This is a genomic window from Anaerococcus octavius, from assembly GCF_900445265.1.
In the GTDB taxonomy this organism is placed as follows: Bacteria; Bacillota; Clostridia; order Tissierellales; family Peptoniphilaceae; genus Anaerococcus; species Anaerococcus octavius.
This window is the reverse complement of the sequence record NZ_UFTA01000002.1, coordinates 1,097,365-1,112,619: the sequence shown is the minus strand read 5'-3', so window position 1 is coordinate 1,112,619 and position 15,255 is coordinate 1,097,365. Positions and strand designations below refer to the sequence as shown.

The following is a 15,255-nucleotide window of genomic DNA, read 5'->3' as shown; positions in this document are numbered from 1 at the left end:
TAATATATAAGGAGGCTGCCATGAAAAATAAAAAAGATACAAAAGTAGTAGTAGGTATCAGTGGTGGAGTGGATTCTTCAGTTGCTGCTTTGCTTTTAAAAGAAGAAGGCTATGATGTCGTAGGGATATTTATGAAAAACTGGGATGATACAGATGAAAATGGAGTATGCACAGCAGAAGAAGATTTTGAAGATGCTGTAGCAATTGCCAATCAAATAGGCATCCCATATTATTCAATAAATTTTGAAAAAGAATACTATGATAGAGTATTTACTTATTTTCTTGAAGAATATAAAAAAGGTAGAACTCCAAATCCTGATATAATGTGCAATAAAGAGATAAAGTTTAAGGCATTTTTAGACTATGCAAAAAATCTAGGAGCAGACTATGTAGCAACTGGTCATTATGCTAGAGTAGATAGATCTGGGGATGAAACTGTAATGCTAAGAGGTCTAGATAATAATAAAGATCAAACGTATTTTTTAAGTCAATTATCCCAAGATCAAATAAAAGATGTATTATTTCCAGTAGGTGAACTTCAAAAATCTGAAGTTAGAGAAATAGCAAGAGAACATGATCTAGCAACAGCAGATAAAAAAGATTCTACTGGTATTTGCTTTATAGGAGAAAGAGATTTTAATGATTTCTTGAGTAATTATTTGCCAGCTCAACCAGGTAATATTGTAGACACTGATAGAAATATTCTTGGACAACACGATGGATTGATGTATCATACAATAGGGCAAAGAAGAGGTCTTGGCATTGGTGGAGATGGTGCAGCTTGGTTTGTTTGTGGGAAAGATTTAGATAAAAATGAACTAATAGTCTGCCAAGGTTCTGATAATCCGCTGCTTTTTTCAAATAGATTATATGCTTCAGAATTTTCTACATTTACAGATAAAAAAATACCAAAAGAATTTGACTGCACAGCAAAATTTAGATATCGTCAAAAAGATATTAATGCACATGTCAAAGTTTTAGATGAAAATCATGTAGAAGTGGTATATGATGATACTAAGGCAGTTACTCCTGGTCAAGCAGCAGTTTTTTATTTGGATGAGATTTGCATAGGTTCAGCTATTATCGATGAAGTTTATAATGGAGATAATAAGCTAAAAGTTTAATTTTAAATAGGGAAAGATTTGATGTTATGATAATACAGAATGATTATAGCTTTATTGGATCTGATATAAGAAAAATTAGAGAATCAAAGGGCATCACTCGTAAAGAAATAGCAGAAAAAATGTTTATTTCAGAAGAGACTATAAGGAGAATAGAAAAAGGAGATAATGACCCTAGGATTTCTACCCTAGTGCCCATTTGTAATTATATAGGGCTAGATCTAAAGGATATCATAAACCACGAGGTTAATGAATACAATAATTTATTATCACTTAGAAAAGAAATCAATTATTTATTAAATAATTCATCAGTGGAAAAGGCAAAAGATTTAATAAACAAGCTTGATTCAATTGATGCGAAATCAAACATTAATTTTGAAAAAGAATTATATGCTACTAAACATTATTTTAATGGAATACTAAGCTTAGAAGATGGACAAAAGAAAAATAATCCATCAGAAGAGCTTGAAGTAGCACTCTCTGATATTAACTCAAAATTTAAAGTAAATAAATTTAAAGATTATAAATATGATGAATTTTCTTTAAGAATTCTTCTAGCTCTATCCATCAGTGAATATAAAAAAGGGAATATGGATTTATATAGGGATATTATGATGGAAATAAGTAAATACTTAGATCCTGAATTAGAGAATTATTTTATTCTATGCTACAATGTCGCAATATTTTATTTTCGTGCAGGCAAACATCAAGAGTCTTTAAAAGTTTGTGATATAGCAATATGTAATGCAAAAAAAGTAAAAGAAACTTATTATTTGAATATGATTTATTATATCAAAGGAATTAATCATTTAAATTTGGAACAAATAAAAGAAGCTAGGGAAAGTTTTAATTACTGCCTTGCCCTAACCAATATTTTCTCAGAAGATAAGCTGGCAAAAAGTTTATCTGTTCAAGTAGAAAAAGCAATGTCGGGATATAAATAATATGTTTTATAAGCATCCACATATTTGTGTGTTTAAAAATTTTGCTTATAGTGGTATTATGTAATCAACAAGGAGGTAGACAAATGAATTTTAAAAAAGGTATCATAGTAGCTTTATTGTTAACAATAGGTGCAGGTCTTAGTTTAAATCAAAATAATAAGCAAGTAGCTGTTGAACATGAAGATATGATTATAAATCAATATTTTGTAATAACTGATTGTTAATTAAGAAACTTTAAGATTATTCCGAAAATCACTGTAGAATTAGAAAAAAATCCCTAAAAACTAAAATCGGGTAAAAATTTGCTCAAATACGCCAATATTTCAAACAAAATTTTACCCTTATAATCGTAAATCCTAAGATTCACTTGTTTACTTTCTTATTATATTATAAAAAACTGATTAAGTAAATATGTAAGGAGAAAATTATGAAAAAAACTAAAGTTTTAGCAAGCGCTCTATCAATAACACTTTTAACAAACGCAATATTACCAGCAACTAAACTTGTGGATAATATAAATACACCATTATCAAGTGTAGCATATGCTGCAGAAGAAAAAACTCCACAAAAAGAAGCTGAAGAAAAAATAAATTATTTACAAGAAATTATAAGTAGCTTAGAAAATATTTCTGGTGGACTAGCTGGAAATCAATTAAGCTGGTTAAAGGAATTAAAACATGCAGCTGAATTTTTAGGTAAAATTGTAAATAAAGGTATAGGTAGTGCAGCTGAACTAAGAAATAAAATTATCCCAAGAGTGGACCTACTAATAAATGTGGCAGAAACAATTACTGCAGATGCTACAGAATTAGCTGACAGTGAACAACAAGCTCACGTAATTATAGGATTTTCTGTAACACGTGCTTTGTTAAAAGCAACAGATTTATTTGAAGGTGCTGAAGGCTTAAACAAAGCTTCTGAAAACTTATCAGCATCATTAGATAAAGCTCGTGAAGTTCCAAAACTAACAGATGATTCTAAAAGAACTCACTATACTCTAGAAAAACTAGATAGAGCTATAGCAAAAGCAAAAGAAATCAGAAACAAAGAATTAAAAAATAAATTAGATCCAAGCAAACTTGCAGATATTGATTTATTAATTAGACAAGCTCAAGATGTTAGAAGAGATGGAAGAGCAACAGTAGGCGAAGTAAATGCTATGGCTGCAGAATTAAATGAAAAAATAGATGAAGCTTACAAAGCTATTCCAGAAGGTGAAAGAACAGCAAACAAAGCTCAAAAAAGAGATTTAGAAAAAGACATTCAAGCTGCAAAAAATCTTCGTGATTTTACTTTAAAAGGTAAAGCTGATTCATCAGTAATCAAACAATTAAATAGAGAAATTGCAGATGCAAATAGAGTACTAAAAAATAATAATGCTACAATAAGTCAAGTAGAATCTGCTGATGAAATGATCGTAGAAGCTATGAACAAAGCATTAGCGAGTGTTAAAGAAGAAAAACCAGCTGAACCAGTAGAAGAAGAAACAGCTCCAGAAGTTGAAGAAAATACTCCAGCCGAAGAAGAAGTTACTGAAGATGAAAGCGAAGAAGAAACTGAAACAGAAGAAGCTTCTGAAGTAGAAGAAACAAGCGAAGAAGAAGCTGAAACGGAAGAAACAGATGAAAAATCTAATGAAGAAGAAGCTCCAGTAGAAGAAGAAACCACTGAAGAAAGTGAAGTTATAGAAGGTTAATAATATATTTCATCTCTTTTAAAAAGAATAGCCACATCTTATAATAAAAATCCACCTATAAGCGTAATTGCTAAAGGTGGATTTTATTATTTTACCAATACGGGTAAGTATACAGTGAGTAGAAATTATGTGAAGGAGATTAAAATGAAAAAATTAGTAAAAGTAGTCCTTGCTGCATCAATATTATTAATTCCAATTAATAAGGTAGATGCAGATTCTTATCCAGTGTATACAAAACCAATATCTTTTAATAAAAATGAATCCATAAATGTAAATGGTAAAAAATACTATGATAGTGGATATGTAGGAACACAAAGAGGTCTTAATAAGTATGATGGTCTAATTAATGATAAATATTTTAATGGCAGGCCAGATGTAAGATATAAAAAAGGGAAAGATCCAAATACTATAATTGTAGATATGGATTATTACACACAAATATTTGTTAGATCAGATTTTCCAAAAGATAAAATGCCAGCAGAGGTATACAGTGCAAGTTATAAAGTGAAAAATATAAATAAAGGAAAAAATGAAATAGAACTTTCCTATCTATCAGGTGGTGGGAAAACAGGAACTATGTTTAAAAACTCAAAATTCTTAGCAGAATTATCTGAATTTGATGGAGCTTCTTTAAAAGTTGGAGATGAAATAAAACTATGGCATTGGTTTCCAACAAATGGCTATGAAGAAATGTTTATACCAGCAGTTTATAAAATAGAAAAGTTTACAGATGATAAAGATGACATCTCAGAAGAAGATTCACAAAAAGTTTTGGCAAACAAGTTATTTGACAACTTAGTAGAAGCAGAAGCTGCTAGAACTCTTATTTCAAATCTACCATCAATGAATAAGGAATATAAGGATAAGCTAAGTTATTCAATTAAAAAATCAGATGCGATTATTAATAAAGGATACAAACTTTTACTAACAGATAAAGAACGATTAGAAAATGATGAATCCAAAGCCATAATTAAAATAATACAAATAAAATATGACAAAAAATTAGAAAGCGACAAAGATAAGACTCTAGCCCTGAAAACATATGATAATATGATTATGGCAAATGCTGGTAAAAAATTATTGAATGACTATCCAAATGCATCAAAATCTATAGAGAAACAGCTTAGAGCATCATTAGATCAATCTGATCAAATAGTACAAAAGGCTCTAAAAAAAATAAAATAAAATTAACTTGATCTTAACATTCCATTTGTTATCATATGAATATGAGGAGGTATAATATGAAAAAAATAGCAACCTTAGCACTAGCATTGCTTGTACTACCAAGTGCAAACATATTTGCAGCTAGCGAAAATGATCAAATTATTAATAAAGACAATAAAATAGAAATTACTAGTCAAGCAAGAGATGAAAAAGTAAGTCAAACTGACTTATACGAAGTAAGTGAAGTTTTTGAAAACACAGTTACTTTAAAATTTGTACAAACTGTAGATGGTAATTCTATTCCAAGTTATAACGGGGCAGAATATAATGTTCCAAAAGAAAAATTTGCAGAAAAAGATATAAATGTTGGTGACTTATATAAAATCAACCATGATGATATTATAATGCCATCAAATCCAGCACAATTTGGAACAATTTATTCAATTGAAAAAGAAGAAAAGTCAGATAACAAAGAAAATGAAGATGTAAAAGAAGAACTCATCACAGAGCAATTTGTAGTAGAAAAAGTAAATGAAGATGGATATACAATTGCTGATACAAAAAATAAAGATAATAAATACATTATTAGCAAAAAAGATGCGAATAATATGGATCTAATTGTTGGAGATCAATTAGAAATAACTCATAATGGAGTAGTACTTGAATCAAATCCAGCACAATTTGGAAAAATATTTGATCTTAAAAAATGTGAAAAAGAAAAAACTGAAAAAAATGAAAACGAAGAAACAATTACTGAAACTTTCATAGTTGATGAAATTACAGAAAAAGGATACAATATCCACGAAAAATCTAACAAAGATAATAAATATTATATCAGCAAAGAAGATACAAAAACTTTAGATTTAGCTATCGGAGATCAATTGAAAATAACACATACAGGCCTAGCAACCAAATCAATTCCTGCACAATTTGTTGGTGATATAAAGGTTCGTAAAATAAACAATAAAGAAAGCGATACTAAAAAAAATATAAATAAGAAAGAAATTGAACAAAAACCATCTAAAAAAACTTCAGAATTTTCTAAAGAAAAAATTAATACAAAGAAAAATACAGGTAATAGCAAAATAAATTCTACAAATAAAAATATAAATGCAAATAAATTAGCCGGCTTAAACCCAAAGACAGGTGTTTTTTCTTCACTTGGAATAGTAGGAGTAGGAGCAGCTGCTGGCATCCTTTCTAAAAATACTAAAGAATAGAAAAAAAACCTTGTGATATACTCACAAGGGTTTTTTTATATATCGATTTCTAAGACTATTGGGGTATGATCTTGCCTTTTTCCTGAGTCGATCATATCTGAGCGGCTAACCTTATACTTTATCCTATCACTAACTAAAAAATAATCTATTCTCCAGCCAGAATTATTAATTTTACTTGTTTTAACTCTTTGTGCCCACCAAGTATATTTACCTTCCACATCCCCGTTTAAATGTCTAAATGTATCTATAAATCCTTTACTTAGAATATGGGTAAATCCTTCACGTTCTTCATCTGTAAAACCAGCTGATCTATGATTATTTTCAGGATGAGCAAGATCGATAGGAGTATGAGCAACATTAAAATCACCTGCGGCAATAACTGGTTTTTCTTTATCTAATTTTGATAAATATTTTGCATATTGCTTATCCCAAACTTGTCTATCAGCTAGTCTTGCCAATTCATTTCCAGCATTTGGTGTATAAACTTGAGTAAAATAAAAATCATCAAATTCTAAAGTGACCATTCTACCCTCAAGATCCATTGGTTCTGGAGCATCTATAATGGGAAAATTACTATTTATATCTAAGTCTTTTTTAAAAAGTGTCATACATCCTGCATATGATTTGCGTGCTCCTTCGGATGAATTTACATGCACATAATTGTAATCTGGGAAAAATTCCGCTAATTTTACTTTATGTTTTTTTGATAAGCCTGTTTGAGGAAGCTTTGTTTCTTGAAAAGCTATAACATCAGGATCTTCTTTTTTTATAGTATTAAAAACTTCACGAGTCATAACAGCTCTATTTGAATCACTAGTCAATGCTGCATTGAGTGAGTCTATATTCCATGAAATAAATTTCAAATTAATCTCCTTTATATAATTCTACTTAAAGCCATTATAAAATTTAATAATAATTATTTCAAGTTTAAATAAATGAAATTTGGGTGAAATATGTTTTTTTTGAGCAAATGAGGGTAATATTCTTATAATAATATTTAGGAGGATTTTATGAAAAATAAAATATTAGCACTAGGAATTAGTTTTACATTTTTATTTGCAATAAATCCTAAGGTTTATGCAAGCGAGAATAGTAAAGTAGAAAATGAACAAGCGAAAGTAAATCTGACAGAAGAGAATGATTATATATTTAATGTAACAGATATAAGTGAAAATCAAGTTACCTTATCATATGTAGGGGAAAATCGAGATGACTCTGTTGTAATTAGTGCTGATGATCAGAATACTAATTTAGTATTAGACCAAGACTTTTTTGAGGATGATATAAGTTTAAAAGACGAGTATCAAATAAAAAGTCACAAAAATATAAAGCAACTAAAAAAAGATGATATAAAAAAAGAAGATCTAACTTTAATTCAAAAATACGAAAAACCAGTAAATATTGATAAAGATAAGATTCCAGAAAATAACGATATAATTGATGTAGAAGTTAGTGAAGTTTTTGCAAATGATCCAGTAAATAAGGCTGCAGATGTTTTTGAAGTAGGAGATGAGAATAATTTATTTTCAGTATCTTTCGATGACTTACGAGATTCAGATGTTCATGTAGGAGATAGGTACAAAATTTACTGGGATGGTATTGTGATGGAATCATATCCTGGACAATTTGGAGAAATTTATAGAGTAGAAAAATTAAGCGGAGAAACTGTAGAAAATTGGCAAAGCAAGGAATTTGAATTAATAGAAATTCGTGATAGCAAGGATGGTAAAGAAGCTTTACTTAAAGAAATAAGAGATGGTCAAAAAACGTATAGGACATATTTAGACAAATTAGAAGATAAAAACGCTAAAATAGGTGATAGATATTTAATAACCTACAATAATAGGGGTGATGAGATGACCCAAATACAAAATGTTGAAAAATGGATGAAAAAAGAAGATCCTAATTTAAAAGCTGATTATAGTGAATTAAACAAAATAATTGATGAAGCATCTAATTATGTTTTTGAAGACCAAACTTATACACAAGAAAGTGCAGATAATTTGCTAGATGCCTTTACAAAAGCTAAAGAACTATTAAAAAAAACTGATGCTAGACAAGAAGAAGTAGATGAAGCTAGTAAAAATTTGAGATATGCAATAGATAATATTAAAGAAAATAAAGATGTGAAAGCAGAAACTACAGAATATAAATCTGTAGATGACAAAAAATCTAAAATAGATAAAAAAGAAAATACTAAGGCTGCAGGAGTAGAAGAAACCAAAAAAGATAAAAAATCGGTTTTTGGAAATCCAAGCACAGGTATTAGTTCAATAGCTCCAATTGCTATTACAGCTATGCTAGCGGGAGCAGGAGTTGTGTCTAGCAAAAAAAATAAATAATCTATTTTATAATGCAGGCAAAGTGCCTGCGTTTTTTTATGTAAAGATCTATGCTATAATAAAACTATGAAATTACAAGCATTTGAAAGTATAAGAGTTGATAAATATATATCTGATGAATTTGAAGAAATTCCTCGTGAAAAAATTAAGACTTTTATAAAAAATAAAAAAATAAAAGTAAATAATAAAGCTATAAAACCAAGCTATAAATTAGAAGTAGATGACGAAATTGACATAGATGATGAACTTTTTGAAGTTCCTGAAATAAAGCCAGAGCCTATGGCTTTAAAGATAGTTTATGAAAATGATGATTATGCAGTTATAGATAAGGATGAAAATGTAATAGTTCATCCTGCAGGTTCAATTATTTCTGGAACTTTAGTTAATGGATTGTTAGATAAATATGGATATGAAGGTCTATCCCATATTGGAGGAGATGACAGACCAGGTATAGTCCATAGACTTGATAAAGATACAACCGGACTAATGGTGATTACAAAAAATAATGATTCTTATAAATATATGAAAACTCTTTTTGAAACTAGAAAAGTTGATAAAGAGTATATAGCTATAGTTCATGGAAATTTTGATAAAAAGTCTGGTAGAATAGAAAATTATATGGATAGAGATATTAATAATCGTAGAAAAATGGCAGTTAGATCATCTGGTCGTATTGCTATTAGTGAATATGAAGTCATAAAGGAAGTAGAAGGATATTCATTAGTAAAAATCCATATAATAACAGGTCGAACTCATCAAATTAGAGTTCATATGACTGATATAAATCATCCTCTTGTAGGAGATCCAGTTTATGGAAATGTAAAAACAAACTTTAACCTAGATCATCAATTATTGCATTGTAGATTTATAGGATTTACTGACCAAAATGGTCAATATATAAGCTTTAAAGCAGATCCTCATGCAATTTTTTTAAAATATCAAAATGTCTTAGGACTTGGAGACTAAAATGTATTCAAAAACAAACACTTGTTCGCTTATAGGACTGTCTGGAAATCTGGTAGAAGTAGAGAGTGACATAACTTCTGGATTGCCAGCATTTTTGATAGTTGGTTTACCTGACTCATCAATAAAAGAGTCAAAAGAAAGGGTAAGAGTAGCCATTAGTAATTCTGGTTATTCATTTCCACCAGGTAGAATTACAGTAAATTTATCACCAGCTGATCTAAAAAAAGAAGGAACTCAATTAGATTTGCCAATAGCTATTTCCTTATTAAATTCTATGGGAGTCATAACTTATAAATATGATGACTATATATTTTTAGGTGAACTAGCCTTAGATGGACGTATTATGCCAGTAAAAGGAGCTCTTGCTATGGTTATTTCTATGAGAGAACTTGGATTTTCTAAATTTATAATAGCTGACGAAAATAAAGATGAATGCGCAATTATAAGCGATGTAGAAATTCTACCATTTAAAAATTTAAATGGTATAGTTTCATTTTTAAATAAAGAAAGTGAAGTAAAAGCATATAAGGTTGATCTTTCAAAGTTAAATGATGAAGTATCTTATGATTTAGATTTTTCTGATCTTAAGGGACAAGAAAGTTTAAAACGCGCTTTGCAAATTGCAGCTGCTGGTAGTCACAATGTTTTAATGATAGGGCCGCCAGGAAGTGGTAAGACTTTTTCTGCAAAACATTTGCCAACTATTTTGCCTGATATGAGTTTTGATGAAAAAGTAGAAGTAACTAAAATATATTCTATTATGGGTCTTTTAGATAAGGGCCGATTGGTTAATGATAGACCATTTAGATCTCCCCACCACTCTGCAAGCGAAGTAGCATTGATCGGTGGAGGTCATTCTATACCAAAGCCTGGAGAAATTTCTCTGGCTCACAGGGGTGTTTTATTCTTAGATGAGTTTCCAGAATTTAACAAGAAAACCATTGAGGCACTTAGAGAGCCTTTGGAAAACAGAGAAATAAATATATCTCGAGCTCAAGCAAGTTTAAAATATCCTTCAGATTTTATATTAATAGCAGCTATGAATCCATGTCCTTGTGGTAATTATGGCAATCCATTAAAGGAATGTACTTGCTCACAAAATGAAATTAGAAGATACTTAAATAAAATTTCTGCACCAATTTTAGATAGAATTGATATACATATAGAAATTTCACCTGTAAAATATGATGATTTAAAAAGTGATGCTCCTTCTAAATCTTCTAAAGAATTAAAAGAAGAGGTAGTAAAGGCAAGAAAAATCCAAGAAGAAAGATATAAAGCTGAAAAAGTATCAGCAAATTCAGAACTTTCCACAGCTTTAATGAAAAAATATATAAAACTTAGTCCTGATGTAGAAAAAATAGCAAAGGTGGCTTTTAATAAATATAATTTTTCTGTAAGAAGCTTTAATAAAATTATAAAAATGGCAAGAACTATTGCGGATTTGGATGATAGTGAAAACATCGAACAAAAACACTTACTAGAAGCAGTAAGATATAGAACACTTGAGGGAAAATATTGGGGAGAATAATGGTAGATCAACGTGATATTGCTATAAATATAGATAAATTTGTATATGATTTATTTGACTATGCTCTATTTTATAGGGCAAGTGACATTCACATTGAACCAGAAGAAAACTATGGGCGTATAAGATTTAGGGTAGATGGCAGACTAGATGAAGTTTTAAGAATTACTAGAAAAAATTATGAAATGGTAGTTTCTAAAATAAAACTCTTAGCAAATATGGATATTAGTGAACATCGTAGACCCCAAGATCAAAACTTAAAGTTAAAAGCTTATCCAAGTATAGATTTTCGAGTATCTGTTATTGGGACCATAAATGGAGAAAAGTTAGTAATCAGAATCTTATCCTTAGGAGAATTTAGATCAAATGCGAATTTATTAGGATTTACTAAAGAATCTAAGGATTCTATTAGTGAAGCTTTAAAAAATCGATCAGGAATGATAATTTTTTCAGGACCCACAGGTTCAGGGGAGAATAGTATAATAGTGACAGATACAATAATTAAGTTAAATCAAGGTTTAAAGGCTTCCACAAAATTTTTAAACAAGATGATTTTACTTTGAGTCTGTCATCTTTTTGTTGAATTCACAAAATAAATTTAATTTAGGTAAAAAGGATTGAAGAGGATATGATAATAGTTAGAGTGATTTTTAAAATCATACTTTTTCCTATTAGTATAGCACTAAGTATTATTGCTATGTTTTTAACTTTTATATTGGGACTTAGTACGGTATTTTTTAAATTAATATCTTTTATTGCAATAATGGGTTTTTTAGGATCTGTTATTAACGGAGAAAAAAATCTTGCAGTTGAAGCCATTATATTAGCATTTCTTTTTAGTCCTTATGGAATTCCAGCGTTAGGATATGTTGTAGTAGAATTAATAGAAGAGGTGAATGAAAAAATAAAATTAATATAAAAACAAAACATAAAAATTAATTCAAGAAGAGATAGCAAATTAAGATATGCTGTCTCTTTTTCTGTACTAAGAAAGGGGGTGTAAGATGAAAGAAATAGTAGAATTTGAATATTACTATGGTAATGAAGCAGAACAATATTCGTTTTTTAGAATTCCAAAATCTTTATTTACTAATCAATATTTTAATAGTATGTCAGTAGAAGCTAAAGTCTTATATGGAATTTTATTAGATAGAATGAGTTTGTCACTAAAAAATAAATGGTTAGATGAGGCAAATAAAGTATATATCATCTACACCATAGAAGAAATTATGGAAGTGTTAAATTGGGGTAGAAATAAGTCCGTTAAGATAATGAAAGAAATTGAAGAAATAGGACTATTAGAAAAAAAGAGACAGGGACTTGGCAAGCCAAATCTACTTTATGTAAAGAACTTTATATACACAGGAAACAATAAACCTACAGAAGTTTTAAAAGTAAACTTGCAGAAGTTTAAAAATCAAACTTCAAGAAGTTTCAATAATAAATCTCAAGAAGTTTTAAAAGAGGACTCTAATAATACTAATATTAATAATACTGATATTAGTAATACTGATTTTAATAATACCACCTCCATAGCATTCTTAAAAGATGAAGAAGAAAATTTAGATAGAACAATTTTGGAGGAGGCAAAATTAAAAGAAAAGATTAAAAATAATATATCTTATGAAATATTTGAAGAATCAAGAATAGAAGATAAGAAACAAGTAGATGTAATTATAAATGTTCTGGTAAGAGCATTAAATAATTCTAAAAGCTTTCACATAGGTGGGCAGAAGATAGATCATAAAAAGTTAAAAGAAAAGATTCTAAATCTAAACTATAAGCATATAGATTATGTATTGACATATTTAAAAGAAAACGCACCTAAAGATATAAGAAACATAAACGCTTACTTGCTTACACTCTTATGTAATGCAGATGAAAATATTAAAAATATGGAAATTATAAAAGGCAGTAATAATAACAATAAAAAATATGACTATAGTAGGGATGAAGATATCTGGCAAGAATTTTTAAATACGAAATAGGAGGCGAAATTTCTATGGAATCAATTAGAGATATTTTAGAAAACAATATAGAACCATTAGAAAAAATATATTCTTCAAAAAAAGACAATAATGAAAGTTATATAGATCAAAAAACAGGACTAAAATATTGCTCACATTGTAAAAGTCCAATGGAAAAAGAAATTGACTTTTTAGGAAAAAGAAAAAAAGTACCTATTTTATGTAAGTGTAAACAAGAAAAACAAAAACAGCAGGAAGAAGAAAGGCAGAAGATTAATCATCTTTTAAAGATTGATAGATTAAAAAAAGAATGCTTTGATGATCCTATACTTTTAAATTGGAACTTTGCTAACATGGATAAAGACAGCGAACATGAAGAAGTAGCAAGAAATTATGTAGAAAAATTTGATGATATATATATAAATAATATAGGTTTAATTTTAACAGGAGATGTAGGATGTGGAAAAACTTATCTTGCAAGTTCCATAGCTAATAGTCTTTTAGAAAAAGAAATAAAAGTTAAGATGACAAACTTTTCAGTAATTTTAAATGATATGACAAACTTTGAAATTGACAAAAGTAAATATATTGAAAAGCTAAATAATAAGCAACTACTTATTATAGATGACTTTGGAATGGAAAGAGACACAGCTTTTGCAGCAGAACACATCTTTAATATCATCGATAGTAGATATAGAGTAGGTAAACCTCTGATTATAACTACGAATTTAAGTATATCAGCCTTAACAAACCCTCAAACAATAAAAGATAAAAGAATTTACTCAAGAATACTTGAAATATGTAGCCCGATCATATTTACGGGGAAAAACAGAAGAATAGAAAAAATGAAAGAAAAATCGAAATTAGCCTATGGAATATTAAAAAATAAATGAAAGTAGGTGAGTAAATGCAAAATGACGATGTCAATAGTAGAACAATTGCCATAATGAAAAAAGCTGGAGTAGTAACAGCTAAGCAAGTTATAAACTTAATGAAAAAAATATTAGAAATAAATAAGCAAAAAGCAAGCTTAGAAAAGACAGGGGCAATTAGTAAATTTAAGAAAGTTAAAGTAAAAGATCTGGTAAAAAAAGGAAAAGTAGAAACCTTAGAGCTTAATGATATAGATTTAAGGACTTTAAAAAGAGAATTAAAAAGATATGGAGTTAAATTTTCAATAAAAAAAGATTTGGAAAGCGGAAATAATATTATATTTTTTCAAGCAAAAGATGAAAAGATAATGGAACAAGCCTTTAAGAAAACTGTATATAAATTTACTCAAGAAAAGTCCATGAAAAAAGAATCTGTTATAGAAAAATTAGCTAACTTCAAAGAGAAAGTAAAAGCTACAACGGATAAGGATAAGGTTAAGCATAAACATCAAGAGCAAAGTTTATAAGGGAAAAGATTGACAATATAGGATATATCCTATAAAATGAAAGTGAAAAGATAGAATGAATCAATTTATAGTTGAATATTATGAAAAGGAAGATGGAAGCTATCCAGTAGAAGAATTCCTCTTATCTTTGGATATAAAAATGAGGGCTAAAGTATTTAGAAACTTAGAACTCTTAGAAATAAAGGGGAATCAACTTAGAGAGCCATATTCAAAACATTTAGAAGATGGAATATTTGAGTTAAGAGTGAAACTAGGAAAAAACATAACAAGAGTTCTATATTTTTTTGTCATAGGAAACAAAGTGATATTGACTAATGGATTTATAAAGAAAACACAAAAAACACCAAGGTCAGAAATTAAATTAGCCAAGCAATATAGGGAAGATTATCAGAGAAGGAGTTATAAAAATGAGTAAAAATTTTAGAGATACCTTAAAGGAAGAAATGGAAAATCCCGAATTTAAAAAAGAATGGGATAATTTAGAGGTGGAATTTCAAATAATAAAGGCTATGATAGATGGAAGAAATGAGAATCACCTTACTCAAAGAGAACTCTCAGATATGACAGGTATTGCCCAAGGGGATATTAGTAAAATAGAAAATGGTAATGCTAATCCTTCTATTAAAACCTTGGATAGACTTGCAGATGCATTAGGAAAGAAATTGAAAGTTACCTTTGAAAGTAAAATATAACATATAAGTAATAAAATGATGAAGAAAAAAATATGTCCTAGATGTAAAGGAGAAATGAGACAACAGTTTATAGGCTTATTACATTGTAAATGTGGAATGAGTTATCATAAAAAGTTAGGATATTTTGAAAGAAGTGAAGATATGATTTTTGCTTTGGAAAGAAAAAGAATAGGTAAAAAGGTAAAACAAGTTCCAGTAGTAAGGTATAAAAAATAA

18 protein-coding genes are annotated in these 15,255 nt (G+C 28.8%); 17 read left to right on the top strand and 1 reads right to left on the bottom strand.

Going from position 1 to position 15,255, the window contains the following annotated elements; genetic code table 11:
• The first annotated feature begins 20 nt into the window (after positions 1–20).
• The 6 genes from mnmA to DY249_RS05480 all read left to right on the top strand — a co-directional run bounded on the left by mnmA (position 21) and on the right by DY249_RS05480 (position 6,145).
• The gene (gene mnmA / locus DY249_RS05500) at positions 21–1,124 is read left to right on the top strand and encodes a tRNA 2-thiouridine(34) synthase MnmA (protein WP_115595457.1); all 1,104 of its coding nucleotides are present in this window, start codon (positions 21–23) and stop codon (positions 1,122–1,124) included.
• Between the two features lie 26 nt (positions 1,125–1,150).
• Positions 1,151–2,065 (top strand): helix-turn-helix domain-containing protein, encoded by a 915-nt coding sequence (locus DY249_RS05495; RefSeq protein WP_115595456.1) that lies wholly within the window; start codon positions 1,151–1,153, stop codon positions 2,063–2,065.
• An 83-nt stretch (positions 2,066–2,148) separates the two neighbouring features.
• A complete protein-coding gene (locus tag DY249_RS09160; protein WP_172540063.1) occupies positions 2,149–2,289 on the top strand; it encodes a hypothetical protein in 141 nt (46 codons plus the stop codon).
• A 203-nt stretch (positions 2,290–2,492) separates the two neighbouring features.
• The gene (locus DY249_RS05490) at positions 2,493–3,761 is read left to right on the top strand and encodes a CAMP factor family pore-forming toxin (protein WP_115595455.1); all 1,269 of its coding nucleotides are present in this window, start codon (positions 2,493–2,495) and stop codon (positions 3,759–3,761) included.
• Between the two features lie 144 nt (positions 3,762–3,905).
• Positions 3,906–4,946, top strand: coding sequence for a hypothetical protein (locus DY249_RS05485; RefSeq protein WP_115595454.1), 1,041 nt, complete (start codon positions 3,906–3,908; stop codon positions 4,944–4,946).
• Between the two features lie 56 nt (positions 4,947–5,002).
• The gene (locus DY249_RS05480) at positions 5,003–6,145 is read left to right on the top strand and encodes a hypothetical protein (protein ID WP_115595453.1); all 1,143 of its coding nucleotides are present in this window, start codon (positions 5,003–5,005) and stop codon (positions 6,143–6,145) included.
• A gap of 35 nt (positions 6,146–6,180) precedes the next feature.
• Here DY249_RS05480 and DY249_RS05475 read toward each other — a convergent pair whose 3' ends face one another.
• Positions 6,181–7,008 (bottom strand): exodeoxyribonuclease III, encoded by an 828-nt coding sequence (locus tag DY249_RS05475; RefSeq protein ID WP_115595452.1) that lies wholly within the window; start codon positions 7,006–7,008, stop codon positions 6,181–6,183.
• 147 nt (positions 7,009–7,155) lie between these two features.
• Here DY249_RS05475 and DY249_RS05470 point away from each other — a divergent pair, with 147 nt between their 5' ends.
• The 11 genes from DY249_RS05470 to DY249_RS05420 all read left to right on the top strand — a co-directional run bounded on the left by DY249_RS05470 (position 7,156) and on the right by DY249_RS05420 (position 15,255).
• Positions 7,156–8,487, top strand: a complete 1,332-nt coding sequence (locus DY249_RS05470) for a hypothetical protein (protein WP_115595451.1) — start codon at positions 7,156–7,158, stop codon at positions 8,485–8,487.
• A gap of 66 nt (positions 8,488–8,553) precedes the next feature.
• On the top strand, positions 8,554–9,453 hold the full coding sequence (locus DY249_RS05465) for an RluA family pseudouridine synthase (RefSeq protein ID WP_101540854.1): 900 nt from the start codon (positions 8,554–8,556) through the stop codon (positions 9,451–9,453).
• Position 9,454: 1 nt separating this feature from the next.
• Positions 9,455–10,984 (top strand): YifB family Mg chelatase-like AAA ATPase, encoded by a 1,530-nt coding sequence (locus DY249_RS05460; RefSeq protein ID WP_101540853.1) that lies wholly within the window; start codon positions 9,455–9,457, stop codon positions 10,982–10,984.
• A complete protein-coding gene (locus DY249_RS05455) occupies positions 10,984–11,544 on the top strand; it encodes an ATPase, T2SS/T4P/T4SS family (RefSeq protein ID WP_174919109.1) in 561 nt (186 codons plus the stop codon). The genes DY249_RS05460 and DY249_RS05455 overlap by 1 nt, the downstream gene beginning before the upstream one ends.
• 65 nt (positions 11,545–11,609) lie before the next feature.
• Positions 11,610–11,900 carry a CD1845 family protein gene (locus DY249_RS05450; protein WP_000587722.1) on the top strand — a complete coding sequence of 97 codons (291 nt, stop codon included), beginning with the start codon at positions 11,610–11,612 and terminating at the stop codon, positions 11,898–11,900.
• Between the two features lie 85 nt (positions 11,901–11,985).
• Positions 11,986–12,969, top strand: coding sequence for a replication initiator protein A (locus DY249_RS05445; RefSeq protein WP_115595450.1), 984 nt, complete (start codon positions 11,986–11,988; stop codon positions 12,967–12,969).
• A 14-nt stretch (positions 12,970–12,983) separates the two neighbouring features.
• The gene (locus DY249_RS05440; protein WP_115595449.1) at positions 12,984–13,841 is read left to right on the top strand and encodes an ATP-binding protein; all 858 of its coding nucleotides are present in this window, start codon (positions 12,984–12,986) and stop codon (positions 13,839–13,841) included.
• Positions 13,842–13,855: 14 nt separating this feature from the next.
• Positions 13,856–14,347: a PcfB family protein gene (locus tag DY249_RS05435; RefSeq protein WP_115595448.1), complete on the top strand. Its 492-nt coding sequence runs from the start codon at positions 13,856–13,858 to the stop codon at positions 14,345–14,347.
• Positions 14,348–14,402: 55 nt separating this feature from the next.
• Positions 14,403–14,762 (top strand): type II toxin-antitoxin system RelE/ParE family toxin, encoded by a 360-nt coding sequence (locus DY249_RS05430; RefSeq protein WP_010245415.1) that lies wholly within the window; start codon positions 14,403–14,405, stop codon positions 14,760–14,762.
• Complete coding sequence (locus DY249_RS05425; RefSeq protein WP_010245412.1) at positions 14,755–15,039, top strand: helix-turn-helix domain-containing protein; 285 nt, start codon at positions 14,755–14,757, stop codon at positions 15,037–15,039. Before DY249_RS05430 ends, DY249_RS05425 begins: the two co-directional genes overlap by 8 nt.
• Positions 15,040–15,093: 54 nt before the next feature.
• Positions 15,094–15,255 carry a hypothetical protein gene (locus tag DY249_RS05420; RefSeq protein WP_245943536.1) on the top strand — a complete coding sequence of 54 codons (162 nt, stop codon included), beginning with the start codon at positions 15,094–15,096 and terminating at the stop codon, positions 15,253–15,255.